This is a genomic window from [Actinomadura] parvosata subsp. kistnae (assembly GCF_900323885.1).
GTDB lineage: Bacteria > Actinomycetota > Actinomycetes > Streptosporangiales > Streptosporangiaceae > Nonomuraea > Nonomuraea composti.
Genome location: NZ_OOHJ01000022.1, coordinates 442688 through 467182, shown reverse-complemented (window position 1 = coordinate 467182; position 24495 = coordinate 442688). Strand labels below are relative to the sequence as shown.

Sequence of the window (24495 nt, the reverse complement as noted above, 5' to 3'; positions counted from 1 at the left end):
GGTGCTGGCTCAGTGTGCTCGATCCTCACGGGAGGCGGCCGGCAGCCGAGCTGCCGACCGGCGGTCCAAGCGGGGCTCGTCGTGCGCGTGGTGCTGACGGGGATGGTCATGCTGGTAGTGCCGGGCGTGCTGAGCGGGATTTCGATGCTCGTAGTGCCGGCGGTGCTGAGTGGGATCTCGATGCTCGTAGTGCTGGCGGTACTGGCGGTGCTGGCGGCGACGGCGGTACTGGCGTGCGGCCCCGCCGATCAGCACGGCCAGGGTCGCCGCTACGTAGAACGGAGGGCCAGGGCTGCCGGGGGTGGACGGGCCGGCGACGTAGGCGACCGCCCCCGACAGGGCCGCGCCCAGCCACTCCCACCCGCCGTCCATGGCGACCAGCGCGACGACCAGCAGCGCGTACCAGGAATAGCCGGGGGTGAACAGCAGCAGGAGCGACCCGCTGACCAGCAGCGCACCCCGCCAGGGGCGGTCGGGGTCGCCGTACCGCAGGACGTACAGGACGATCAGGCCGAGCAGCGCGATCGCCGCGTACGGCGCCCAGGAGTCCGGAACGACCAGCCGCAGGACCGCGTACCGGTGGCCGCCGCCGTCGTAGCGCTCCTCCTTGAGATAGCCCGGCAGGTAGCCCGCCACGGAGCTGCCCGAGGCCAGGAGGTACGGCAGGTAGGACAGCGCCACGACGAGCGCGGCCGGCACCAGCGTGCCGGCGATCCGCCGCCACGCCACACCGTGGGCTCGCGCACAGCTCGCCGGCGCGCCGCCCGCCGGTGTGGTTGCCGCCAGTGCGCTGCCCGGCGGCGTGTGGGCCGCCGGTGGGCTGTCCGCCGGTGGGCGGCTTGTCGGTGCGGTGCCCACGGGTGTGCTGGTTGCTGGTGCGCTGCCGGCCGGCCCATCGTGGGCAGGCGTGCTTGCCGCCAGTGCGCTGCCCGGCGGCGTGCGGGCCGCCGGTGGGCGGGTTGTCGGCGCGCTGCCCGCCGGTGTGCTTACCGCCGGTGCGTGGCTTGTCGAGGCCGTGCCCACGGGTGTGCTGGTTGCTGGTGCGCTGCCGGCCGGCCCGTCGTGGGCCGGCGTGCTGTCTGCCGATGGGCTGTTCGCCGGGACCCGGTTGGTCGGCGCCCGGTTGGCCGGCATGGTGTCCGTTGGCGTGGTGCTCGCTGGTGTGCTGTCCGCTGGCGTTCTGTCCGCTGGTGCTCTGTTGACTGGAGCTCCGTTGATGGGCGTGGTTTGTGTTGATGGGCTGTTCGCCGAAGCTTGGTTGGCCGGCGCTTTGTTCGTTGGTGGTTCGTACGGTGGCGTGCTGTGCGTCGGCACGCCGTTCGCACGTGCGTTCTTCGGCAGCGCGCTCGGCTGGGTGCCGGGGAGGGCTCTGGACAGTACGCCGGACAGGGCGCCGGGGAGTGCGGTGACCGGCAGGAGCTTGGCGGCTACGGCGGCGCCGAGCAGTGCGCCGGGGAGGATCGCGCCCGTGCGGTGTGCCGTGGTGCGGGTGGTGTGGAAGGCCAGCACCACCAGCAGGACGGCCAGCATGTCGACGTGCGCGTTGTTGACCGCCTCCACCGGCACCGCCGGGCACCAGGCCCAGTACGCCGCCCGGCGGGCGCCCGCCAGCCGCCACAGTGCCACCAGTGCCAGCACGGCCATGGCCCAGCCGCCGAACTGCAGGGCCTTGTGCCGGGTGCCCTCCGGGGACAGCCAGTGGATCAGCAGGAAGTAGGCCTGCGCCACCGGCGGGTAGATCGTCGGTTCCGTGGGCCGGTTGATGCGGGTGCAGCCGCCGTCCGGCAACGGGTAGAGGGCGGGGCTCGTGCAGTCGCGGGGGAAGAGCCAGTCGTCGCGCAGCTCCGCGAGGGCCGGGGCGGATGGTGGGTGATCGTAGGGGGAGATGCCGGCGGCCTGGACCCGGCCGTCCCAGGCGTACCGGAAGGAGTCGGTGCTGGTGCTCGGCGGGGCCGTCAGCCCCGTCGCGGACAGGGCGATCCCGCCGGCGAGGACCAGCGCGCCGAGTCGGCGTTCCGGCACCCGCCTGGACAGCCACAGCGCGGCGGCGAACAGCGCCCAGGACACCAGGTACCAGCCCAGCAGCCCCGCGCCCACGCCGATGGGCCCGGCCACCATCCTCAGCAGGACGGCGGCCAGGGCTGCGAGGACCCCGACGAGGGCGAGCGTGCTCCGGCTCACAGGCGGCAGCGTCGCACGGCGGGGCCTGCCCGGGGCGGTCGTGGCGGTGGTCGTTCGTGCTCCGTAAGAACCCTTACGAACCGCGAACGTCGCTTCAGGACGGCCGGGGCGGCGGGTTAGCGTCGGCGGCGTGAGAGTGATGGTCACCGGCTCGGCCGGGTTCATCGGCGGGCACGTGGTCGAGGCCCTGCGGGATGCGGGGCATGACGTCGCCGGCCTGGACGTACGGTACGGCGCCGAGGTGCGGGACGCTGACGGTCGCCATGCGGGCGTACGGTATGGCGCGGACGTGCGGGACGCCGATGGCCGCCATGCGGGCGTACGGTATGGCGCGGACGTGCGGGACGCCGATGGCCGCCATGCGGGCGTACGGTATGGCGCGGACGTGCGGGACGCCGACGGCCGCCATGCGGGCGTACGGGACGGCGCCGACATGCGGGACGCCGACGGCCATCATGCGGACGCACGGGACGCCGACGGCCGCCATGCGGATGTGCGGCATGTGGACGGTCGCGATGCGGGTGTGCGGCACCCAGGCCGCCGCGATGGGCAGGACGCGGACCGCTGCGATGGGCAGGACGCGGACCGCCGTGATGCTGACGTGTGTGGCGCGGATGGGTGGGACGTCGGCGGTCGCCGGGCTGACGTGCGCGACGCGGACGTTCTGGACAGGCTGTTGCCGGGTGTCGACGTCGTGGTGCATCAGGCGGCCAAGGTGGGCCTCGGGGTGGATGTGGCGGACCTGCCCGAGTACGCCTCGGTCAACGTGTACGGCACCGCCGTCCTGCTGGCCGCCATGGCCAGGCACGGGGTCGGCCGGCTGGTGTTGGCCTCCTCGATGGTGATCTACGGTGAGGGGCGTTACGCCTGCGCGGCGCACGGCCAGGTGAGGCCGGGGCCCCGGAGTGTGCACGATCTGGAGCAGGGGCGGTTCGAGCCGGTCTGCCCGCGGTGCGGTGAGTCGTTGAGGTGGGCGGTCATCGAGGAGGACGCGCCGGCTGATCCGCGCAACGCCTACGCCACCAGCAAGCTCGCGCAGGAGCACCTGGCCGCCAACTGGGCGCGGGAGACGGGCGGCCGGGTGGCGGCGCTGCGGTACCACAACGTGTACGGCCCGCGCATGCCCCGCGACACCCCCTACGCGGGAGTGGCCGCGATCTTCCGTTCGGAGCTGGCGGCGGGCCGGGCGCCGAGGGTGTTCGAGGACGGGCGTCAGCTTCGTGACTTCGTTCACGTGCGGGACGTGGCCCGGGCGAACCTGGCCGCCCTGTCGGCGCCGGTCCCGCCGGGGGAGCTACGGGCGTGGAACATCGCGTCCGGCACGCCGCACACCGTGGGGGAGATGGCACAGGCGCTGGCCGCTGAACGAGGTGGTCCGAGCCCGCGCGTCACCGGCGAATACCGGCTGGGCGACGTCCGGCACATCGTCGCCTCGCCTCGACGGGCCGAGGCCGAGCTGGGCTTCCGCGCCGAGATCGGCTTCGAGGTCGGGATGAAGGAGTTCGCGCGGTCATGACGGGCTCGGACGCGACGAATCCGCACGTGACGGTCGACGTGGTGCTGCCCTGCCTGAACGAGGAGGCCGCGCTCGGCTGGGTGCTCGGCCGTATGCCCGAGGGTTACCGCCCCATCGTGGTCGACAACGGCTCCACCGACCGCTCCGCGGCCGTCGCCCGCGACCTCGGGGCCGAGGTGGTGCACGAGCCGAGGCGCGGGTTCGGTGCCGCCTGTCACGCCGGCCTGCTGGCGTCCTCTGCTGAGGTGGTCTGTTTCATGGACGCTGATGCCTCGCTCGACCCGGCCCAGCTGCCGAGGGTCGCGGGGGCGGTGCTCGGCGGGGGCAGCGACCTCGTGCTCGGCCGCCGCGTCCCTCGGACCGCGGGTGCCTGGCCCCTGCACGCCCGGCTGGGCAATGCCGTCCTGGCCGCGAACCTGCGACGTCGTACGGGGGCGTCGTTGCGTGATCTCGGCCCCATGCGGGCGGCCAGACGGTCGGCGTTGCTGGCGCTCGGACTCTCCGACCGGCGTTTCGGCTATCCGCTGGAGATGGTGCTGCGGGCCGCCGCGCAGGGGTGGCGGATCGAGGAGATCGACGTGGACTACCTTCCCCGGGCGGGACGGTCCAAGGTGACCGGCACCGTGCGGGGCACGTTGCGCGCCATCTCCGACATGCGTGGCGTCATGGCCGCGACCCGGCCACGGTGAGCTGGGCGCCGGCCTGGCGGGCTGGGTGCCGGTGGCCGAAAGCCGTGATGGGGGTGGCGGTGAAGCCGACTGCCGGCCTCGGTCCGGGCGGGTGGTGGGAGGTCAGGAGCCGGAGAGGGCGCCGCGGAGCTTGTTGCGTGAATCGACGTCGAGCTTGATGAACACCTTGCGCAGATGCCATTCGACCGTACGCGGGCTGATGAACAGCTCCGCCCCGATCTGCGAGTTCGTCTTCCCGTCGGCGGCGAGCCGGGCGATCTGGGCCTCCTGGTTCGTGAGGACCTGCGGCGCTTCGGTGCTGTCCTGGAGCACCGGCTCGCCGGTGGCGGCGAGCTCGCGGCGGGCGCGTTCGGCGTAGGCGCGCGCGCCGAAGCGGTGCAGCATCTCGTACGCGGTGCGCAGGTGCCGGCGGGCGTCGAGGCGGCGGTTCTCGCGGCGCAGCCATTCGCCGTACACCAGGTGGGTGCGCGCGAGGTGGACGGCGATGCGGCTGCGCTGGAGGTGGTCGATGGCCTCGCGGTAGAGCGGGTCGGCGGCGGGGCCCTCGGTGAGGAGCGCCTTCGATCGGGCGAGGACGCCGCGGGCCCAGCTCGTGCCGCTGGCGCCGGCCTGCTCCTCGAGGCGGCGCAGGGCGGGCGCGGCGACCTCCGGGGTGTCGCAGCGGGCGGCGGCCTCGACGAGCTCGACCAGGGAGAAGCCGTGGACGCCCAGGTCCTCGTGCTCGCCCGACTGCTGGGCGCTGGCGAGGGCGGTCTCGTAGCGGCCGAGGCCGTTGTGGAGGACGGCGTTCAGGTAGTGGCCGAGGCCGATCGCGCGGCCTTCGCCCCAGGTGGTGGCGTCCCGGACGTTGCTCTCGACCAGCGCCGCCGCTCCCGGGTCCGAGCCACGCCAGACGAGGAGCAGGAGGGAGGCGTAGGCGAGGGGCGAGTTGCGGGTCGCCTCCGTGATGGCGTCGGACTCGGCGATCAGCGCCGCGGCCGCCTCGAAGTCGCCGGCGTGGACGTGGGCGGCGGCGCGGTAGGTGAGGGCCAGGGGGAGGAAGTTGAGGGCGCCGGTCTCGCGGGCGGCCTGGAGCGCGTGGGTGGTCAGCTCGTGCCACGTCTCGTCGTCCCACATGTCGCCGGCGGCGAGCCAGGTCAGCCAGAGCCAGCGCATGACGGCGTCCCGGTCGTGCCCGGCCTGCTGCCGGAACGCCCGCAGCACGCGCTTCAGCAGCGGCGCGCCCGCGACGTAGCCTTCGGCGAACCGGGTCGCCAGCCCGTCGAGCAGCGCATCCGCCAGCCGGGGCGGGGAGAGCGAGGTGTCCGTGGGCGAGCGTGGGTCGAGGGGGGTGTCCCCGGGCTGGGGTGGGGCGAGCGAGGTGTCCGCGGGCGAGCATGGGTCGAGCGGGGTGTCCCCGGGCTGGGACGGGTTGAGCGGGGTGTCCCCGGGCTGGGACGGGTTGAGCGGGGTGTTCGAGGGCGAGGGCGGGGCGGGCGGGGAGTTCGAGGGCGAGGGCGGGCGAGGGTCGCGGCCGGCGGCGCGGGCGGCTTCGGCGACCTGTCGCACCCCGCCGCGCCCGCCCAGCCGCCCGGCGAAGACGGCCGAGCCGATGGCTTCGAGGTACGCCTCGCGCGCCTGCCCCGCGTCCACCCGTTCCAGCACTTTGGCCGCGTCGAGCAGCAGCGGCAGGGCGTCGCCGCCGCGCCGGCGGGCGAAGACGATCTGGCCGCGGAGCCGGGCCAGCCGGCCGCGCCGCAGCTCGTCGAGGGGGCCCATCTCGGCGGCGGCGAGGAGCTCCAGCGCCGCGTCCGGCGCTCCCGCCTCGAACGTGGCCTGGGCCGCCGCGACGGCCCTGGCCCCGCGGGCGGCCGGGTCGGGGGTCAGCTCGGTCGCGCGTTTGAGGAACGCGGCCGCCGCCGCGAGGCCGCCGCGGGCCTGGGCGCGGCCGGCGGAGCGCTCCAGCTCGGCGGCGACGGCCTCGTCCGGCTCGACGGCGGCGTGCGCGCGGTGCCAGGCGCGGCGGTCGGGGTCGGACGCGGGATCGGTGGCCTCGGCCAGGGCGCGGTGGACGTCCTGGCGTTGCGCGAGGTCGGCGGCCCGGTAGGCGGCCGAGCGGACGAGCGGGTGGCGGAACCGCGTGCGCGTGCCGAACTCGACCAGGCCCGCCGCCTCGGCCGCGGCGGCGGCGTCCGGCCCGATGCCGAGGCGGTCGGCGACGCGCCAGAGCAGGGAGACGTCGCCCACCGGCTCGGCCGCCGCGGCGAGGAGGAGCCGCTGCGTCGCGGCGGGGAGTGCTTCGATGCGGCGCAGGAAGCTCTGCTCGATCTGGCTGGCCAGCGGCCGCGCGTCGGGGCGCCCGAAGCCGCCGGCCAGGTCCGCCGCCGTCAGCCCGCGCGGCAGCTCCAGCAGCGCGAGCGGGTTGCCGCGCGTCTCGGCGACGATGCGGTCCCTGACCCGTTCGTCCAGCCGCCCGGGGACCACGGAGTCGAGCAGCGCGCGGGCGTCGTCGTCGCGCAGGCCCCTGATGGGCAGCTCCCGCAGGCCGCGCAAGGGGTCGTCGGAGGAGGAGGAAGAGGAGGCCGAGGTGCGTACCGCGAAGACCAGCGCCACCCGCTCGGCGAGCAGGCGGCGCCCGACGAAGGCCAGCGTCTGCGCGGAGACCTGGTCGAGCCACTGGGCGTCGTCCACGACGCAGACGAGCGGACGCTCCTCCGCCGCCTCGGCCAGCAGGCTGAGCACCGCCAGCCCGACCAGGAACCGGTCGGGCACGCTGCCCGCGGTGAGGCCGAACGCGACGGCCAGCGCGTCGCGCTGCGGGCCGGGAAGGTGCTCGAGGTGGCCCATCAGCGGCATGCACAGCTGGTGCAGCCCGGCGAACGCCAGCTCCATCTCCGACTCGACGCCGACGGCCCGCAGCACCTGGCATCCGGCCGCGCCCGCCACCAGGTGGTCGACCAGCGCGGACTTGCCGACCCCCGCCTCGCCGCGCAGCACCACGACCTGGCTCTCACCCGCCTTGGCCCTGGTGAGCAGCCGGTCCAGCGCTTCGCACTCGCGGTGCCTGCCGCGCAGGGCGCGACGGGGAGCGCTGCTCGACATCCACCACCACCGCGCACACTGGTCGATCCGGGCCATCCCAATTATGCATCGCGGACCTGCGTTTCGGACAATTCGCCGCGCCCCGCGCCCCTGGCCCGGGCGCGCCGGTTCAGGCCGGTGCGCCCAGCACGACCGGCAGCTCCGTCGGCCCTTCGGTGATCAAGGATGACGTGTACGGGATGTCGTCCGCGTCCACCGAGAGGCGCAGGCCGGGGAAGCGGGTGAACAGGGTGCGCAACGCGATCCGGGACTCCAGCCGGGCCAGCGGCGCGCCCAGGCAGAAGTGCGGCCCGCGGCCGAAGGCCAGGTGCGGCTCCTGCTCGCGCGAGATGTCGAAGCGGCCGGCGTCCTCGCCGTACCTGGCGGGGTCCGTGCCGGCGCCGCCGATGGCGACCATGATCGGCTCGCCGGTCCTGATCGTGGTGCCGGCCACGGAGACGTCGTCCAGCGGATAGCGGAACAGCACGTTCATCACCGAGTTGCGGCTGCGCAGCGTCTCCTCGACGACCTGCTCCCAGGAGTCGTCGGCCTGGGCGGCGGCGAGCTGGTCGCGGTGGGTGCACAGGGCGATGACGGCGTTCGCGAGCAGGTGCACGGTCGTCTCGTGGCCGGCGATGAGCACCAGCCACAGGATCCACAACATCTCGTTGTCCGAGAGCCGGTCGCCGTCGGCCTCCTGGGCGCGGATGAGCGCGGTGGTCAGGTCGTCGCCCGGATCGTCCCGCTTGCGGCCGATGAACGTGCTCAGGTATCCGAGCAGTTCGCCGCCCGCCGCGGCCGCCTCGTCCGGGCCGGCGGTGTGCGACAGCAGGACGTGCGTGCAGCGCCGGATCAGCGCCCGCTCCGGCTCGGGCACGCCGAACAGCTCACAGATCACGGCCACCGGCAGCGGCTCGGTGAAGTGCCACACCAGGTCCACCGTCTCGCCCTCGCCTTCCAGCCGGTCCAGCAGCTCGTCGGTCAGCTCCTGGATGCGCGGGGCGAGCGACTGCACGCGTGCCGGGGTGAAGGCGCGGTTGACCAGGCTGCGCAGCCGCCGGTGGTCCGTGCCGTCCTTGGCCAGCAGGTGGTCGCCCTCGATGAGCTGGCGGATCGGCCAGTCAGGCGGGACGGTGCCGTCGTGCAGGGCGGTGTAGTGGCGCGGGTTCTTGCTGTAGAGGACGCCGTCGTTGGACAGGACGGCGTCCACCGTGTCGTACGACGTCACGGCCCAGGCGCTGACCTTGCCCGGCAGCTCGATGGGCACGACGGGGCCGCTTTCGTCCCTGATGCGGCGGATCGTCTGGGACGTCCGCTCGCCGGGGACCGGGATCGGCAATGGCTCCATGGGAGGTCTCCAATGTGCGGTTCGGACCTTCAACTGTCCGCGTCGCCGCCTGTACCGGCCAGGCGGTTCGTAGTCACCGCAGGGCCGCGAACACCTGCCCGACGGGCCACATCACCCCCCGTCGCCCCCACCCGTCAATCGCCCCGACCGCGTTTCGCGTTTCGCGTTCCGCTAAGGGCGGGTCGCGCGGACGTAGTACATGAGGTGCGGCAGCCGGCCCTCGTCCGTCACCTGGAAGCCGGCGTCCGGGATCATGCTGCCCAGCAGCTCGTGCGGGTCGTGCCGCATGGCGGGGCCGGTGAGCAGGCCGACGAGCCGGCGGGCGAGGTGCCCGCTCGGCGGGCTGAACTCGGCGATGAGCAGCCGCCCGCCCGGGCGCAGCACCCGGAACATCTGCCGCAGCGCCTCCGGCCTGGCCTCGCGCGGCATGTGGTGCATGGCCAGGCTGGAGACCACCAGGTCGAACGAGCCGTCGGGGAAGGGCAGGTCCTGGCCCTCGCCGACGACGTAGGTGCAGTTCGACGGGGCCCGCTCCGTGGCGTGGGCGATCATCGCGGGGGACGGGTCGAGCCCGGTGACGTGGCCGCTGACGGGCGACAGGATGCGGCTCAGGTAGCCGGTGCCGCAGCCGACGTCGAGGACGCGGTCACCGGGGCGCGGCCGGGCGGCGGCGGCCAGGCGGGTGAAGGCGGCGCGCCGGCCGCCGAGGTAGGCGAGCTCGGCGACGACCTCGTACGCGCGCGGGCGCTCGATGACGCCGCCCTCGTCGGCGTGCTCGCGGTGGCTGTGCAGCAGCTTTCCCAGGCCCATGATCGCTCCTCGGTTACCGGACAAGGTGTTCGGTTATGAAGCATGCGTTCATAATGAGGCGTGGTCAACGAGCAGATCGGCCCAGGTGTGCCGTACCGGACAGAAGGCGGGAAAGTGTCCGGCGACCGGCGGGTGCGGCGGACGCGGCGGCTGATCCAGGAGGCGCTGGTGGCGCTGATCCTGGAGAAGGGCTACGACGCGGTGACCGTCACCGACATCATCGAGCGGGCGGACGTCGGCCGCTCCACGTTCTACGCCCACTTCACCGACAAGCAGGACGTGCTGTTCAGCAACATCGAGCAGCTCACCTTCCTGCACCCGGCGCCGGGCGGCGGCGGGCCGGGGGAGCTGTTCGCGTTCAGCCGGCCGATGTTCGAGCACGTGGGCGAGCAGGAGCGGCTGGTCCGGGCGCTGATGGGCAGGCGCAGCGGCGGCCTGGTGCACGCCCGGGGCGAGCAGCTGCTGGCCGCGGTGGTCAGGAACGAGCTGGTCGCGGCGGGTGCAGGGGAGTCGGCCGCGCTCGACCTGCTGGTGACGTGCGTGGTGGGCGCGTTCATGGGGCTGTTGCGGGCCCGGATCGAGGGCGAGACGACCGCCTCCCCGGCGGAGCTGGACGCGGCCTTCCGCGCCGCCGTGCTGCCGGGCGTGCGGGCGGCGCTCAAGCCCTAGTAGACGACCGGTCGTACACTCGGTGGTATGGGACGGACCAGCGATGCCAGGGAGAAGATCGTCGACGCCGCGCGAGCGCTCATCGAGCTGCGCGGCTACACCGCCCTCGGTGTCGCCGAGATCTGCAAGGCCGCGGGTGTGCCCAAGGGCAGCTTCTACTACTTCTTTGAGTCGAAGGAGGCCCTCGCGCTGGCGGTCATCGACGAGCACTGGGCCGGCCAGCAGCGGGCCTGGAAGGAGGCGCTGTCGGGCGGGTCGGAGCCGCTGACGCGGCTGCGGCGGCTGTTCGAGGTGACGCAGGCCGCCCAGCGCGCCGGGCAGCGCACCTGCGGCACCGTCTCCGGCTGCCTGTTCGGGAACCTCACGCTGGAGATGAGCAACCACACCGAAGCCGTCCGCGTCCGGCTGCAGGAGATCTTCGAGGCGCAGGTCGAGCTGGTCGACGCGGTCATCGCCGAGGCCCGCGCGCGCGGTGACGTCGCCGTGGCCGACACCCGGGAGGCGGCGCGGTCGGTGGTGGCCCAGCTTGAGGGGCAGGTGCTGTTCGCCAAGCTCTACAACGACCCGCGGCGGCTCGACGCCCTGTGGGCCAACTGCCTGGCGCTGCTGGGCGCCCGCACGCCCGACGAGGTTCCCGCCGGCCTCTGACGCCTGCGAATCGCCCGCCTCTGACGCCGGTGCGCCCGGACGCCCTGACGGCTGGTAGGCGTTGCCTCTCACGCCCGTAGCATGGCGAGTATGGAGCTGCGCCAGTTGCAGTATTTCGTCGCGGTCGCCGAGGAGCTGAACTTCGGCCGCGCCGCCGCTCGGCTGCTGATCGCCGGCCCCTCCCTGTCGCAGCAGATCAAGGCGCTGGAACGGGACCTCGGGGTGCGCCTGTTCGACCGGGACCGCCGCTCGGTGTCGCTCACCCCGGCCGGCGCCGCGCTGCTCCCCGAGACCAGGGCCCTGCTGGAGCGCGCCGACGACCTGCGGCACCGCGCCCGCCGCCTGTCCGGCTCGGAGCCGGTCCGGCTCGGGTACGTCAACTGGCTGCCGCCGGACCTGACCGCCCGCACCGCCGCCGTGGCGCGGGTCCACATGGACGCCTGGGTGGCGCCCTCGCACACGCAGGCCGCCCGGGTCGCCGAGGGCGGCCTGGACCTCGCGGTGTGCTGGCTGCGCGCCGAGGACCTGGAGCGGCGCGGCCTGCGTGCCCGGCTGATCGGCGCCGACCGCCTGTACGCCGTCGCGACCGGCCCCGGCACCGGCCCGGTCCCGGCCCGCGAGACCGCCGTCCTGCTCGACGACGACACCACCTCCTGGTGGTCCTGGAACGTCTACGCCGAGGAACTGGCCCGCGACACGGGGGCCCGCGCGGTGCGCGTCTCCGACGGCGGCATCACCGGCGCCGCCTTCTTCGACCACGTACGGCGCAGCCGCCGCCCGGTCATCAACTCGCCGAAGGGCCAGACCGCCCCGCTGCCGCCGGACCTCGTCAAGCGGCCCGTCGTCGCGCCCGAGGTCTACTGGACGTGGTCGCTGGTGTGGCGCAGGAGCGAGGACCGCAACGCGGTGCTGGGCGTCGCCGAGGCCCTGGGCGCCGAGGGCGACCTGGGCATCCACGGCCCGGACGCCTGGTTGCCCAGGAACGATCCGCACCGGTCCTGACCTGCGCTGGGAGTCTGCGGCTAGCAGGTAAGAGCCTGCCGGTCCCGGCCGCAACGCCGTGATCCTTTGACTTCTCCACACGCGACGCCTACCGTCACATCGTCGATAGACGACCGACCGTCTAGTAGAAAGGGTCGTCATCATGAGCAACCAGCAGCAGAAGGTCGCCGTCATCACCGGCGCGTCGCAGGGCATCGGCGCCGGCCTCGTCGAGGCCTACCGCAAGCTCGGCCACGCCGTCGTCGCCGTCTCGCGCACGATCTCCCCGTCCGGCGACCCGGGAACCGTCACCGTCCAGGGGGACATCGCCGAGCGCGCCACCGCCGAGCGGGCGATCGCCGCCGCCGTCGAACGGTTCGGCCGGGTCGACACCCTCGTCAACAACGCGGGCATCTTCGTCGCCAAGCCGTTCACCGACTACACCCTCGACGACTACCACGCCGTACGGGCCGTCAACATCGACGGCTTCTACCACATCACCCAGCTCGCCATCGCACGCATGCTCGACCAGGGCGGCGGCCACGTCGTCAGCATCACCACCAGCCTGGTCGACAACGCCGACGCCCGCGTCCCGTCCGTGCTGGCCTCGCTGAGCAAGGGCGGCCTCCAGGCCGCCACGAAGTCCCTCGCCATCGAGTACGCCACCCGCGGCATCCGCGTCAACGCGGTCTCGCCCGGCACCATCAAGACCCCGATGCACCCCGAGGAGACCCACGAGGCCCTCGCGGCGCTGCACCCCGTGGGCCGGATGGGCGAGCCGGGGGACGTCGTGGACGCGGTCGTCTTCCTGGAGAACGCGCCCTTCGTCACCGGCGAGATCCTGCACGTCGACGGCGGCATGAGCGCCGGTCACCGAGCATGAGCCGCGAGATGACCAGCGAGCGGGACGTCCTGCGGGACGTCCTCGAACAGTGGCGGGCCGGCGTGGACGCGCACGACCCGCAGCGGGTGGCCGCCCTCTTCACCGAGGACGCGATCTTCCAGGGCCTGCGCCCCTACACGGTCGGAAGGGCCGGCGTCGCCGCCTACTACGACTCCCAGCCGCCCGGACTGAAGGCGGCGTACCGCATCGTCGAGACAAGGGCACTCGCCGACGACCTCGTGCTCGGCTACCTGGCCGTCGACTTCACCTTCACCGACCGGCCCGCCCTGGCCGTCCATCTCGGCGTGCTGGTGAAGCGGACGCGGGACGGCTGGCGCATCGCCCACTACCAGGTCACGCCGGACGCGGCGTAACGCACCCCGGCCGACGGGACGCATGTCCGAAATGTGCAAGCGGCCAGGTCTCCCACGGGAAAGACGGCACCGGCCCCTCCGGGATTCACTTCCGGGAAACACGCCACGAAAGGGGACGTTCACATGCCCGACATGCCCACCGGAGAGTTCTGGAAGGACCTCAAGCCGATCGAGAACTCCTTCCGCCCCGACGCCCTGCCCGAGGTCTACCTGTCCCAGGTGGCCACCGACGACGACCGCTACTACGTGCCGTTCACCGAGACCGTCGGCTCCCGCCCGCTGTGGATCAACGTCAAGGACAACAGCTGGGCCGACATCCTGCGCGCCAAGGAGGCCGGGCTGGTCAACCGGCACTACCACCCGCACGAGGTGTTCGCGTACACGATCTCCGGCAAGTGGGGCTACCTGGAGCGGCCGTGGACGGCGACCGCGGGCGACTTCGTCTACGAGGCGCCCGGCGAGGGCCACACGCTGGTCGCCTACGACAGCGGCGAGCCGATGAAGACGTTCTTCATCGTCAAGGGCCCGCTCATCTGGCTCGACGAGAACGGCGAGCCCGACGGCTTCTTCGACGTGCACGACTACATCAAGATGTGCCGCGAGCACTACGAGAAGGTCGGGATCGGCGCCGACCACGTCGACTCCCTGTTCCGCTGAGCCGCGGCGCACCCCCCTCGAAGTGAGATCGTCATGACCGACACCAGCACGGCCGCGCCGGACGCCCGCGCCGCCGACCGGTACGAGCTCCGCCTGCTCGTCATCCTCTTCCTGTCCTTCGGGTTCGTCTTCTTCGACCGTCAGGCGCTGTCGTTCCTCGCGCCGTACATGGACCGGGACTTCGGCCTGTCCAACGCCGAGCTGGGCACGCTGTCCGGCGTGCTGGCGCTCACGTGGGCGCTGGCCGGCATGTTCGCCGGCCGCCTGTCGGACGCGCTCGGGCGGCGCAAGCCGATCCTGGTCGTGGCCGTGGTGCTGTTCTCGCTGTTCTCCGCCTCGTCCGGGCTCATGGGCGGGTTCGCCGGGCTGCTCGTGGCGCGGGCGCTGATGGGCACGGCCGAGGGCGCGGTGCTGCCGATGGCGCAGTCGCTGATGGTGGAGGCGTCCAGGGAGAGCCGGCGCGGCTTCAACATGGGGCTGCTGCAGGGCTCGTCGGCGGGGCTGCTCGGCGGCATCGTGGCCCCGCTGGTCGTGGTGTGGCTGGCCGAGACCTACGACTGGCGGGTCGCGTTCTACGTCACGATCGTCCCCGGGCTGATCATGGCCGCGCTCATCTGGAAGTTCGTGCGCGAGCGCGCTCCCCGCGCCCCCCAGGTGCGGGAGGAGACGGTCAAGGTGCCGCTGGGCGAGGTGCTGCGGCTGCGCAACATCGTGGTCTGCATGCTCATCGCCTGCTGCTACCTGACCTGGTTCGTCACCATCATCACGTTCACGCCGACGTACCTGACCCAGGTGAAGGGCTTCGACCCCGGCACGATGAGCGGCGTCATGACCTGCCTGGGGGTGGCGTGGGTGCTGTGGGGGTTCGCCACGCCCGCCATCTCCGACCGGATCGGGCGCAAGCCGGCGCTGATCGGGTTCACGGCGCTGGCGGTGTGCTGCCCGCTGGCCGTCGTGTTCGTCGAGAGCCCCGTGCTGCTCGGCGCCCTCATGGTCGTCACCTACACCGGCCTCGGCTGCTTCACGCTGTTCATGGCCACGATCCCGGCCGAGACCGTGCCCCGCGCGGCGCTGGCCACGGCCCTCGGCGTGATCATGGGCGTGGGCGAGCTGGCCGGCGGGTTCCTCGGGCCGATGGTGGCGGGCTGGGCGTCCGACCAGTGGGGGTTGCGGGCCGCGATGTTCATCGCCGCCGCCGGCGCGCTGGCCGTCGTGGGGTTCTGCTTCTTGCTGAAGGAGACGGCGCCCGCTGTCCTGCGCCGCCGGGCCGCCGCATGAGGGCGGCGGTCTGGTACGGGGCGGGGGACGTCCGGGTCGAGGACGTGCCGGAGGCGCCGCCCGGGCCCGGCGAGGTCACGATCGACGTGGCGTACTGCGGGATCTGCGGCAGCGACCTGCACGAGTACGCCGACGGCCCGCACGCGATCCCCGTCGGCGAGCCGCACCCCGAGTCGGGCGTGGCCGCACCGCTCGTCCTGGGGCACGAGTTCTGCGGCACCGTGCGCGCGGCCGGCGCCGGCGTCACCGGGCTGGCCCCCGGCGACCGGGTGGCGGTGGAGCCGCACTACCGGTGCGGGAGCTGCCCGCGCTGCCGGGCGGGGGAGTACAACATCTGCCGGCACTTCGGGTTCGCCGGGCTCATGGGGCACGGCGGGCTGGCCGAGCGCGCCACGGTGCCCGCGTACATGCTGCACCGGTTGCCGGACGCGGTCTCCCTGGAGCAGGCGGCGGTGTTCGAGCCGGCCGCCGTGGCGCTGCACGCGGTGCGCCGGGCCGGGATCCGGCCCGGCGAGAGCGTCGCCGTCCTCGGCCTGGGCCCGATCGGGCTGCTCGTGACCCGGCTCGCGGCCCGGTGCGGCGCCGGGCGGATCGTGGCCGCCGACCGGTCACCGGCCCGCCGCGAGCTGGCCCTGCGGATGGGCGCCGCCGCGACCGGCGCGGACCTCGCCGAGGTGACGGAGGGCGAGGGGGTGGATGTCGCGTTCGAGGCGGCCGGCTCGCCGGACACGCTGCGGGCCTGCCTGGCCGCGACCCGGCGCGGCGGCCGCGTGATGCTCCTCGGCCTGACCGGCACGATCACGCTGGACGCGTTCGCCCTGGTGAACAACGAGCAGACGATCATGACCAGCGTCGGGTACCGCGACGCCTACCCCGAGCTGACGCGCATGGTGGCCGAGGAGGGCGTGGACCTGGCCGGCATCGTCACCTCCACCATCCCCCTCGACCACGTCGTACGTGACGGGTTCGACGCGCTGCTGCGCGGAGAGGAGCAGGTCAAAGTGCTGGTACGACCGACGGGGCGGCGGCCGTGAGCGGCCGGCGCGCGTTCGTCACCGGCGGCACGTCGGGCATCGGCGCCGCCACGGCCGTGCTCCTCGCCGAGCAGGGCGCCCGCGTCACCGCGCTCGGCCTGCCGCCCGCCGACCCCGCCGACCTGCCGCACCACCCCCGCGTCCGCGTCGTGGAGCACGACGTGCTCGACCGCGCCGGGCTGGCCGGCCTGCTGTCGGCGGGCGAGCCCCTGGACGTCCTGGTGAACTGCGCGGGCGTCAGCCACGACCGCGAGGAGTACGACCTCGCCCGCTGGCAGCGCGTCATCGAGGTCAACCTCACCGCCACCATGGTCGCCTGCCAGGCCGCCCGCCCCGCCCTGGCCGAGCACGGCGGCGCCATCGTCAACGTGTCGTCCATGTTCGCCTTCTCCGGCAGCAGGGACCGCCCCGCCTACAGCGCCAGCAAGGGCGGCGTCTCCCAGCTCACCAAGTCGCTGGCCGCCGAGTACGCCGCCGACGGCATCAGGGTCAACGCCGTCGCGCCCGGCTTCGTGCTCACCCCGCTGGCCCGGGGCGTGCTCGACGACCCGAGGCCAGGGCGGCGGTGCTGGCCCGCATCCCGGCGGGGCGGCTCGGGCGGCCGGGCGAGGTCGCCTCGGTGGTGGCCTTCCTGTGCTCGGCGGCGGCCTCGTACGTCACCGGCGCCGTCATCCCCGTCGACGGAGGCCACCTGGCCGTGTGACCCTGTGCCCCGTGTGACCCGTCACCTAAGCTGAGTCACCCCTGACACGCACGAACATCAGGAGGTCGCATGTCCGCCCTCACCGTGATCTCCCAGGCCACCACCGAGCACGTCGCACCCGCCGAGCGCATCGACTACTGGGAGGACTACAACCGCAAGGCGCTCGTGGGCCTGTCCTGCACCTCCTACTCCGAGCAGGGGCTGCTGGCCAGGCAGACCAACATCGAGCTGGGCGGGCTGCGTCTGGCCGAGATCGCCGGCAACGCGCACGCCATCGAGCGCAGCCCGCAGACGGTCAGGTCGGCGCCGAAGGACTCGGTGTTCGCGACGCTGCTGCTCAAGGGCGAGGCGGTGTTCCTGCACGAGAACGGCTGCCTGGCGGCCACGGCGGGCGAGCTGGTCGTCTACAACACGCGGCGGCCGTACCTGTTCGGGTTCTCCTCCTCCATGCGGCAGATCCTGGTGGACGTGCCGCGCGAGTCGTTCGCGCGGGTGTGCGCGGGCGGCGGGCTGCCCGGGCCGATGCTGTTCGGCCGCGGCACGGCGCGGGAGGGCGCGCTCGTCGCCGCGCTGGGCTCGCTGCTCGGCGGGCTGGCCGCGCTGCGCGGCGGCCACGAGCCGGCCGACGCCGAGCGGGCGGTGCTCGACCTGCTGCGCCAGCTCGCCGAGGAGCGAACGGGCGGGCGGCCGGGCCCCGACACCTACCGCTCGCAGCTCATCGTGGCCGAGGACTACATCGACCGGCACCTGCACGACCCCTGCCTCGGCGCCGCCCAGGTGGCCGGGGTCATGGGCATCTCGGTACGGCACCTGGCGCGCATCTTCGAGTCCACCGGCACGACCCCGGCCCGGCACATCATGGAGCGCCGCCTGGCCGGCGCCCATCGGGAGCTGACCGGCGCGGGCGCGCGGGAGAGCACGATCGCCGACGTCGCGCACCGGTGGGGCTTCTCCAGCCAGGCCCACTTCGCCCGCCTCTTCCGCGCCAGGTACGGCCTGACGCCGAGCGAGGCCCGCGCCCAGGCGACGACCTGACGCCGAGCGACCGGCGCCCACCCGGCGACGGCCTGACCACGAACCCGAGCATCGGCGGAAACCTTCAGAGACCTCCACGCGGCTGAAGAATATTGAGCAGAAGGCGCAAAAGTCTGGACCAACGGCGGACCGAAGGCGACGATTCGATCATCATCGAAGACCGCGGACATACCCGGGTGCCCGCCTCACCGCCGACATCGTCGCTTCCAGCAGCGAGGCCCCACCAGGTCTTCGCGCCTCATCTGGCCCGCTGAGCACCGCACCTCCGCTCGGCCCGGCCACCCCGCAATCCTCTGGAGAAGCCTCATGGATCTGCCGGATGAGTTAGACCTGCCCGAATCCCGATGGAGCAGGTTGCAACGAACCCCCCAAGAGCCCGACGGCCCCGACCAGTCGTGGAACCGTTTCGCGACGCAGGAGGCCAAGCCGGAGTCGCGCTGGCCGCGCCGGCTGGCGCCCCTGCTGGCGGTCGTCCTGATGGTGGACATGGTGTACGCCATGCCGGCCTCCGCCGCACCGCGCGCGGCGCCGCACGTACAGAAGGAAGCGCCGGTGACGGGCGGGAAGGTGCCCGTCAAGCCGCCGCTGCCGGACCCGGTCGCGCAGCAGGCGTGGAAGGCGGCGCCGGCCGTGAAGTGGCCGAAGCCGCAGAAGGCGGAGCTGGGCGGCAGCTCCGTCTCGACCCTGGCGGCCGGCTTCCCGGTGAAGCTGGCGCCGGCGACGGCCAAGGCGGCGCAGGCCGCGCAGGCGGCCCCGGTCAGCGTGGAGCTGCTCGACACCGACCTGCTCGGCCTGGCGATGCGGGTGTCGCCGGGGCAGGGCGTGGCGGCGAGCGCGGCGGCCAAGCCGGTCAAGACGCGCGTGCAGGTGGACTACTCCGGTTTCCGCTACGCCTACGGCGGCGACTACGGCTCCCGGCTGCGGCTGGTGAAGCTGGAGGAGTGCGCGCTGACCGGCGCGGCCGGCTGCGCGGCGCCGCAGCCGGTCAAGAGCGACAACGACGCCAAGAGCGGCACGGTGACCGCCGAGGTCGAGACGGGCGGCCTGTACGCGCTGACCGCCGCCGCGTCCGGCCCGTCGGGCGACCACTCGGCCACCTCCCTGTCGGCGTCGTCGGACTGGAGCGTCGGCACCCAGTCGGGCGACTTCACCTGGAGCTACGACCTGCGGACGCCCCCGTCGCTGGGCGGCGAGGAGCCGAGCCTGTCGCTGGGCTACTCCTCGCAGAGCGTGGACGGCCGCACCGCGTCCACGAACAACCAGGCGTCGTGGGCCGGTGAGGGCTTCGAGCTGAACCCGGGCGGCTACATCGAGCGCCGCTACAAGTCCTGCATGATCGACGGCAAGAAGACCGGCGACCTGTGCTGGGACCAGGACAACGCCACCATGTCCCTGGGCGACTCGTCGGTCGAGCTGGTCAAGGACGCCACCACGAAGCAGTGGCGGCCCAAGCGGGACGACGGCACCAGGATCGAGGCGCTGACCGGCGCCACGAACGGGGACAACAACGGCGAGTACTGGCGGGTCACCACCGCTGACGGCACGCAGTACACCTTCGGCCTGAACCGGCTGCCCGGCTGGGTGAGCGGCAAGGCCGAGACGAAGTCGACGCAGACGGTGCCGGTGTTCGGCAACAACAGCGGCGAGCCCTGCTACAACAGCACCCCGGCCAACGCGTGGTGCCAGCAGGCGTACCGCTGGAACCTCGACTACGAGGTGGACACGCACGGCAACGCCACCACGTACTGGTACGCCCAGGAGGGCAACTACTACGGCCGCAACATGAAGCCGGAGCTGGGCACCCCGTACGTGCGCGGTGCCTACCTGACCCGCATCGACTACGGCTACCTGAAGAGCGAGCTGTTCACCAAGAGCCCGGCGGCGCGGGTGAACTTCGAGGTGGCCGAGCGCTGCCTGCCCAGCGGCACGATCACCTGCGCGCCCGCTGAGCTGAAGAAGGAGACCGCGAGCAACTGGCCGGACGTCCCGTTCGACCAGATCTGCGACTCCGGCGTGAAGTGCACCGACCGGCTGGCGCCCACGTTCTTCACCCGCAAGCGGCTCACCAAGGTCACCACGCAGGTGCTCAACGCGTCGGGCCAGTACTACACGGTGGACTCGTGGGCGCTGGCGCACCAGTTCCCCGCCTCGGGTGACGGCATGAGCCCGGCGCTGTGGCTGGCCTCCATCCAGCAGACCGGCCACGTGGGCGGCACGATCACGCTGCCTCCGGTGAAGTTCACCGGCGTGCAGCTGCCCAACCGGGTGGACACCGACGAGGGCCGCGCCCCGCTGGTCAAGTGGCGGGTGCAGGCGATCAACAACGAGTCCGGCGGCGAGCTGCGGATCAACTACTCGCCGGCCGACTGCAAGCCGGGCGACGTGCCCGCGGCGGACAAGAACACCCGGCGGTGCTTCCCGCAGCGCTGGGCCCCGCCGAACGAGGCCGAGGTCACCGACTGGTTCCACAAGTACCTGGTCACCCAGACCATGGAGGTGGACCGGGTCGGCGGCGCCCCGAACGTGGTCACCGACTACGAGTACCTGGACGGCGCCGGCTGGCACTACGCCGACAACATCCTGGTCAAGCCCGAGCACCGCACGTGGGCCGACTACCGTGGCTACGGCCGGGTCCGCGTCCGGCAGGGCGACGGCCAGGACGGCAAGCGCACGCTGACCGAGTTCCGCTACTTCCGCGGCATGCACGGCGACAAGCTCGCCGACGGCACCAAGCGGACCGCGCAGGTCGAGGACACCGAGGGCGTCAAGCTCGACGACCTCGACCAGCTCGCCGGCTTCGAGCGCGAAGAGGTCCTGTACGACGGCGACGGCGGCGCCCTGCTGACCGCGACCGCGCAGCAGCCCTGGTCGGTCAAGACGGCCGAGTCCACGCAGGGCGGCGTCACCAAGGCCGCGTACGTGGTGCAGGAGAAGTCCATGGTCACCCGGACCGCGCTGCCGGGCGACAAGTGGCGGCGTACCGGCGAGGAGCGCGCGTACGACGCCAAGGGCCTGCTCCTCCAGGTCGAGGAGAAGGGCGACCTGGCCAGCACCGACGACGACGAGTGCACCCGCTACACCTACGCCCGCAACGACACCAGCTGGATGCTCGACTACCCGAGCCGCGTCCAGAAGGTCGCCGCCGGCTGCGGCACCGCGGTCTCCACGCTGGCCGCCGGTGAGGTGCTCTCCGACGAGAAGATCCACTACGACGGCCAGGCGAACGGCCAGCCCCCGACCAAGGGCGACGTCACCACCGTTCAGGAGCTCGTCTCGCCCGACGGCCAGACGATCACCGGCAGCACCCACACCTACGACGTGTACGGCCGCGAGACCAGCGAGACCGACCCGGTCGGCACCAAGTCCGTCACCGCCTACAGCCCGGCCACCGGCGGCCCGGCCCGGGAGACGACGGAGACGAACCAGCTCGGCCACGTCGAGCGCACCCAGGTCGAGCCGGCGTGGGGCGAGCCCGTCGCCGAGATCGACGCCAACAACCGCCGCACCGAGATGGAGTACGACGCCCTCGGCCGCCTGATCAAGGTCTGGCAGCCCGACCGCAGCAAGGCGGCCGGACAGTCGCCCAGCACCGAGTACTCCTACACCGTGCGCTCCGACGGCCCCAGCGTCGTCACCACGAAGACGCTGCGCGCCGACGGCGGCTACGTCACCAGCCACGAGCTGTACGACGGCCTGATGCGCGAGCGCCAGACGCAGGAGCCCGCGCCCACCGACGACCAGACGCAGGACCCCGCGCTGCGCGACGGCCGCACGATCACCGACACCTTCTACAACTCGCAGGGAGAGGAGTACAAGGAGAACACCGGCTACTTCGCCACCGGCACGCCGTCCACCGACCTGCTGGCCGTGGCCGACGCCGCCGTCCCCAACCAGGTCGTGTCGCTGTTCGACGGCACGGGCGAGGTCAACGCCGAAGTGCTCAAGGCGAAGGGGGTGGAGCAGTACCGGGTGACGGCCAAGGAGGAAGGCGACCGCATCCACGTCACCCCGCCGCCCGGCGGCACCGCCACCACCCGCATCGGCGACGCGCAGGACCGGCTGATCGAGCTGCGCCAGTACAAGGGCGCCACCCCGACCGGCGAGTACGAGTCCACCAAGTACACCTACGACGCCGCCGGCCGCCTGGCCACGGTGACCGACCCGGCGGGCAACGTCTGGCGGCACCACTACGACCTGCGGGGCCGCGAGATCAAGACCGAGGACCCGGACAAGGGCGTCACGACCACGACGTACAACGACGCCGACGAGGTCGTCACCACGACCGACTCGCGCGGCCGCACGCTCTGGTACGGCTACGACGCGCTGGGCCGCAAGACCCAGCTCAGGGAGGGCTCGGAGAGCGGCCCGCTGCTGGCCGAATGGAAGTACGACGCCCTGGCCAAGGGCCACATGAACGCCAGCATCCGGTACGTCGACGGGCAGGCGTACACCGCCGAGATCAACGCCATCGACGCCGACGAGCGCACCCTGCGCCAGACCATCACCATCCCGGCGCGGGAGGGCAAGCTGGCCGGCTCGTACCAGCTCAACACCCGCTACACGGCCGACGACCAGGTGCAGTCGATCAGCTTCCCGGCCGGCGGCGGGCTGGCGGAGGAGCAGGTCGTCTACAGCTACGACGGCCTCAGCCAGCCGACCAAGGTCACCGGCCTGTCGGCGTACGTGAGCGCGGCCCGCTACTCCAAGATGGGCGAGACGCTCCAGTACGAGCTGGGCGAGGGCGACAAGAAGACCTGGCTCACCTACACCCACGACGAGGGCACCCGCAGGCTGACCGGCATGCGGCTGGACCGGGCCGGGGCCGCCGCCAGCGACCTCGACCTGAGCTACAGCTACGACGCGGCCGGCAACATCACCAAGATCGCCGACAAGGCGAATCAGGACACGCAGTGCTTCACCCATGACCACCTGCGCCGGCTGACCTCGGCCTGGACGGCCACGGACGACTGCGCCGGCGGCAGCCCGCAGTCCGGCAAGATCGGCGGCGTGGCCCCGTACGCGGTCAGCTACGCCTACGACGTGACCGGCAACCGGACGAAGGAGACCAAGCACGCGTTCGGCAGCGCCGGCGAGAGCGTCCGCACCTTCGCCTACCCGGCGGCGGGCGGCAAGCAGCCGCACGCGCTGCAGACCGTCGGCCAGGACCTGTTCGAGTACGACGCCGCCGGCAACACCACCCGGCGCAAGGTCGGCACCTCCGACCAGACCCTGGTATGGGACGCGGAAGGCAACCTGGAGTCGGTGACCGAGGCGGGCAAGACCACCTCGTTCGTCTACGACGCCGACGGCGACCGCCTGCTCCGCAAGACGCCCACCGACGCCACCCTCTACATCGACGACATGGAGCTGCGCCTCGACTACGCCAAGAGCACCGTCGAGCAGACCCGCTACTACACCATCGGCGGGGAGGCCATCGCGGTCCGCATGCCGGACAACCAGGTCTACTTCATGGTCAACGACCACCAGGGCACCGCACAGGCCATGGTGAACGCCGGCAACGGGGACCTGGCCATCCGCAGGCAGACCCCCTTCGGCGAGGACCGAGGGGCGCCACCACCGTGGTGGCCCGGACAACGCGGGTTCGTCGGCGGCACCAAGGACGCCACCACCGGGCTCGTCCACCTCGGAGCCCGCGAGTACGACCCGGCCAACGGCCGCTTCCTCTCGGTGGACCCGATCATCGACGAGGCCGACCCGCAGCAGCTCAACGCCTACGCCTACGCCAACAACAACCCCGTCACGATGAGCGACCCCGACGGCCAGCTCTTCTGGATCGTCGTCGGCATCGCGGCGCGGATCGCGGCCCGCGCCCTCGCCAGGAAGCTGGCCCAGGCGGCGGCCAGGCGGGCCGCGGCGGCCGCGGCGCGTCGGGCGGCGCTCGCCGCAGCCCGGCGCAGGGCCGCTGAGGCCGCCAGAAGGCGCGCCCTGGAAGCCGCCAGGCGCCGGGCGGCCGAAGCCGCCAGGAAGAAGGCGGCCGAAGCGGCCCGCAAGAGGGCCGCGGAAGCGGCCAAGAAGCGGGCCGCGGCGCTGGCCAGGAAGAAAGCCGCACTGGCCAGGCAGCGGGCGGCCGCCGCGGCGGCCAAGCGGCGAGCGGCGGCGGCCGCCCGCCGGGCCGCAGCCGCCAGACGCCGGGCGGCCGCCGCACGCAGGGCGGTCACCAGGCGGGCCAGCCGGCCCAAGACCACCGTCCGGCACCGGCCCACCGTCCGGCCGACCAGCCGCCGGGCCACACAACGGCAGTCGCCGCCCAAGGCCCAGCGCACCCCGCCGAACACGGGGCAGAGCCAGGCACGCGGGCTGACCGACGCGCAGAGACGCTCGATCGACGAGCAGTTGGGAAGGGTGCAACCCACCGGGTCCTACACCAGGAACGCCCGCAGCTACACCGAAACCATCGCCGACCAGGGAACCGGCCACGGCCCGGCCTCCAAGCCGTACACGCCGGACACCCCGTCCTCCAAGACCCCGACGATCATCTGGCGGCTCTGGCAGATCCTCAGGCCGCCCGCGACGCCGGGCTGAGCAGGTGAGTAACGGAGCTCCCGCCCGACCGGGCGGGAGCTCCGCCATGTCCAGCCGCCGCCCAGGGCGCCACGCCGACAATCGGC

General features: G+C 73.0%; 16 protein-coding genes and 2 pseudogenes. 14 read left to right on the top strand and 4 right to left on the bottom strand.

What is annotated here, in order from left to right; genetic code table 11:
• Positions 1 to 9 precede the first annotated feature (9 nt).
• Positions 10 to 2181, bottom strand: a complete 2172-nt coding sequence (locus KIS93_RS66305; protein WP_186404801.1) for a glycosyltransferase 87 family protein — start codon at positions 2179 to 2181, stop codon at positions 10 to 12.
• 139 nt (positions 2182 to 2320) lie between these two features.
• Here KIS93_RS66305 and KIS93_RS69285 point away from each other — a divergent pair.
• The 3 genes and pseudogenes from KIS93_RS69285 to KIS93_RS44895 all read left to right on the top strand — a co-directional run.
• Positions 2321 to 2377, top strand: a pseudogene (locus KIS93_RS69285) (hypothetical protein); the annotation flags it as partial.
• A gap of 405 nt (positions 2378 to 2782) precedes the next feature.
• Positions 2783 to 3697, top strand: coding sequence for an NAD-dependent epimerase/dehydratase family protein (locus KIS93_RS68490; RefSeq protein WP_418115091.1), 915 nt, complete (start codon positions 2783 to 2785; stop codon positions 3695 to 3697).
• A complete protein-coding gene (locus KIS93_RS44895) occupies positions 3694 to 4386 on the top strand; it encodes a glycosyltransferase family 2 protein (protein ID WP_080041407.1) in 693 nt (230 codons plus the stop codon). Before KIS93_RS68490 ends, KIS93_RS44895 begins: the two co-directional genes overlap by 4 nt.
• 102 nt (positions 4387 to 4488) lie before the next feature.
• On the opposite strand, the gene KIS93_RS63840 is transcribed toward KIS93_RS44895, so the two are convergent.
• From KIS93_RS63840 to KIS93_RS44875, 3 genes are all read right to left on the bottom strand, one after another.
• A complete protein-coding gene (locus KIS93_RS63840; RefSeq protein WP_222107871.1) occupies positions 4489 to 7467 on the bottom strand; it encodes a helix-turn-helix transcriptional regulator in 2979 nt (992 codons plus the stop codon).
• A 109-nt stretch (positions 7468 to 7576) separates the two neighbouring features.
• On the bottom strand, positions 7577 to 8794 hold the full coding sequence (locus KIS93_RS44880) for a cytochrome P450 family protein (protein WP_080041406.1): 1218 nt from the start codon (positions 8792 to 8794) through the stop codon (positions 7577 to 7579).
• 171 nt (positions 8795 to 8965) lie between these two features.
• Positions 8966 to 9604, bottom strand: coding sequence for a class I SAM-dependent methyltransferase (locus KIS93_RS44875; RefSeq protein ID WP_080041405.1), 639 nt, complete (start codon positions 9602 to 9604; stop codon positions 8966 to 8968).
• A 60-nt stretch (positions 9605 to 9664) separates the two neighbouring features.
• Between KIS93_RS44875 and KIS93_RS63835 the strand changes: the two genes are divergently transcribed.
• The 11 genes and pseudogenes from KIS93_RS63835 (at position 9665) to KIS93_RS44820 (ending at position 24409) form a co-directional block, all read left to right on the top strand.
• A complete protein-coding gene (locus tag KIS93_RS63835) occupies positions 9665 to 10273 on the top strand; it encodes a TetR/AcrR family transcriptional regulator (RefSeq protein ID WP_230465437.1) in 609 nt (202 codons plus the stop codon).
• A 27-nt stretch (positions 10274 to 10300) separates the two neighbouring features.
• Positions 10301 to 10921, top strand: a complete 621-nt coding sequence (locus KIS93_RS44865; protein WP_080041404.1) for a TetR/AcrR family transcriptional regulator — start codon at positions 10301 to 10303, stop codon at positions 10919 to 10921.
• Positions 10922 to 11011: 90 nt separating this feature from the next.
• The gene (locus KIS93_RS67885; protein ID WP_222107870.1) at positions 11012 to 11923 is read left to right on the top strand and encodes a LysR family transcriptional regulator; all 912 of its coding nucleotides are present in this window, start codon (positions 11012 to 11014) and stop codon (positions 11921 to 11923) included.
• A gap of 142 nt (positions 11924 to 12065) precedes the next feature.
• The gene (locus KIS93_RS44855) at positions 12066 to 12785 is read left to right on the top strand and encodes an SDR family NAD(P)-dependent oxidoreductase (protein ID WP_080041402.1); all 720 of its coding nucleotides are present in this window, start codon (positions 12066 to 12068) and stop codon (positions 12783 to 12785) included.
• Positions 12782 to 13159 carry an SgcJ/EcaC family oxidoreductase gene (locus tag KIS93_RS44850; RefSeq protein WP_080041401.1) on the top strand — a complete coding sequence of 126 codons (378 nt, stop codon included), beginning with the start codon at positions 12782 to 12784 and terminating at the stop codon, positions 13157 to 13159. Before KIS93_RS44855 ends, KIS93_RS44850 begins: the two co-directional genes overlap by 4 nt.
• 123 nt (positions 13160 to 13282) lie before the next feature.
• Positions 13283 to 13816 (top strand): 2,4'-dihydroxyacetophenone dioxygenase family protein, encoded by a 534-nt coding sequence (locus tag KIS93_RS44845; protein WP_080041400.1) that lies wholly within the window; start codon positions 13283 to 13285, stop codon positions 13814 to 13816.
• Positions 13817 to 13849: 33 nt separating this feature from the next.
• Positions 13850 to 15094, top strand: coding sequence for an MFS transporter (locus KIS93_RS44840; protein ID WP_080041399.1), 1245 nt, complete (start codon positions 13850 to 13852; stop codon positions 15092 to 15094).
• Positions 15091 to 16128, top strand: coding sequence for a 2,3-butanediol dehydrogenase (locus KIS93_RS44835; protein ID WP_080041398.1), 1038 nt, complete (start codon positions 15091 to 15093; stop codon positions 16126 to 16128). The genes KIS93_RS44840 and KIS93_RS44835 overlap by 4 nt, the downstream gene beginning before the upstream one ends.
• Positions 16125 to 16831 (top strand): annotated as a pseudogene (locus tag KIS93_RS44830) (SDR family NAD(P)-dependent oxidoreductase). The gene KIS93_RS44835 and the pseudogene KIS93_RS44830 overlap by 4 nt, the downstream one beginning before the upstream one ends.
• A gap of 69 nt (positions 16832 to 16900) precedes the next feature.
• Complete coding sequence (locus KIS93_RS44825; protein WP_080041396.1) at positions 16901 to 17866, top strand: helix-turn-helix domain-containing protein; 966 nt, start codon at positions 16901 to 16903, stop codon at positions 17864 to 17866.
• A gap of 306 nt (positions 17867 to 18172) precedes the next feature.
• Positions 18173 to 24409 carry an RHS repeat domain-containing protein gene (locus tag KIS93_RS44820; protein WP_155128234.1) on the top strand — a complete coding sequence of 2079 codons (6237 nt, stop codon included), beginning with the start codon at positions 18173 to 18175 and terminating at the stop codon, positions 24407 to 24409.
• The last annotated feature ends 86 nt before the right edge of the window (positions 24410 to 24495 follow it).

Bases quoted from the DNA above. Each gene is read 5' to 3' on its own strand.
- KIS93_RS44895 (WP_080041407.1), top strand. From the start codon at position 3,694: ATGACGGGCTCGGACGCGACGAATCCGCACGTGACGGTCGACGTGGTG.
- KIS93_RS44875 (WP_080041405.1), bottom strand. From the start codon at position 9,604: ATGGGCCTGGGAAAGCTGCTGCACAGCCACCGCGAGCACGCCGACGAG.
- KIS93_RS44880 (WP_080041406.1), bottom strand. From the start codon at position 8,794: ATGGAGCCATTGCCGATCCCGGTCCCCGGCGAGCGGACGTCCCAGACG.
- KIS93_RS44820 (WP_155128234.1), top strand. From the start codon at position 18,173: ATGGATCTGCCGGATGAGTTAGACCTGCCCGAATCCCGATGGAGCAGG.
- KIS93_RS44840 (WP_080041399.1), top strand. From the start codon at position 13,850: ATGACCGACACCAGCACGGCCGCGCCGGACGCCCGCGCCGCCGACCGG.
- KIS93_RS44825 (WP_080041396.1), top strand. From the start codon at position 16,901: ATGTCCGCCCTCACCGTGATCTCCCAGGCCACCACCGAGCACGTCGCA.
- KIS93_RS44855 (WP_080041402.1), top strand. From the start codon at position 12,066: ATGAGCAACCAGCAGCAGAAGGTCGCCGTCATCACCGGCGCGTCGCAG.
- KIS93_RS44865 (WP_080041404.1), top strand. From the start codon at position 10,301: ATGGGACGGACCAGCGATGCCAGGGAGAAGATCGTCGACGCCGCGCGA.
- KIS93_RS44835 (WP_080041398.1), top strand. From the start codon at position 15,091: ATGAGGGCGGCGGTCTGGTACGGGGCGGGGGACGTCCGGGTCGAGGAC.
- KIS93_RS44845 (WP_080041400.1), top strand. From the start codon at position 13,283: ATGCCCGACATGCCCACCGGAGAGTTCTGGAAGGACCTCAAGCCGATC.
- KIS93_RS67885 (WP_222107870.1), top strand. From the start codon at position 11,012: ATGGAGCTGCGCCAGTTGCAGTATTTCGTCGCGGTCGCCGAGGAGCTG.
- KIS93_RS63840 (WP_222107871.1), bottom strand. From the start codon at position 7,467: ATGTCGAGCAGCGCTCCCCGTCGCGCCCTGCGCGGCAGGCACCGCGAG.
- KIS93_RS44850 (WP_080041401.1), top strand. From the start codon at position 12,782: ATGAGCCGCGAGATGACCAGCGAGCGGGACGTCCTGCGGGACGTCCTC.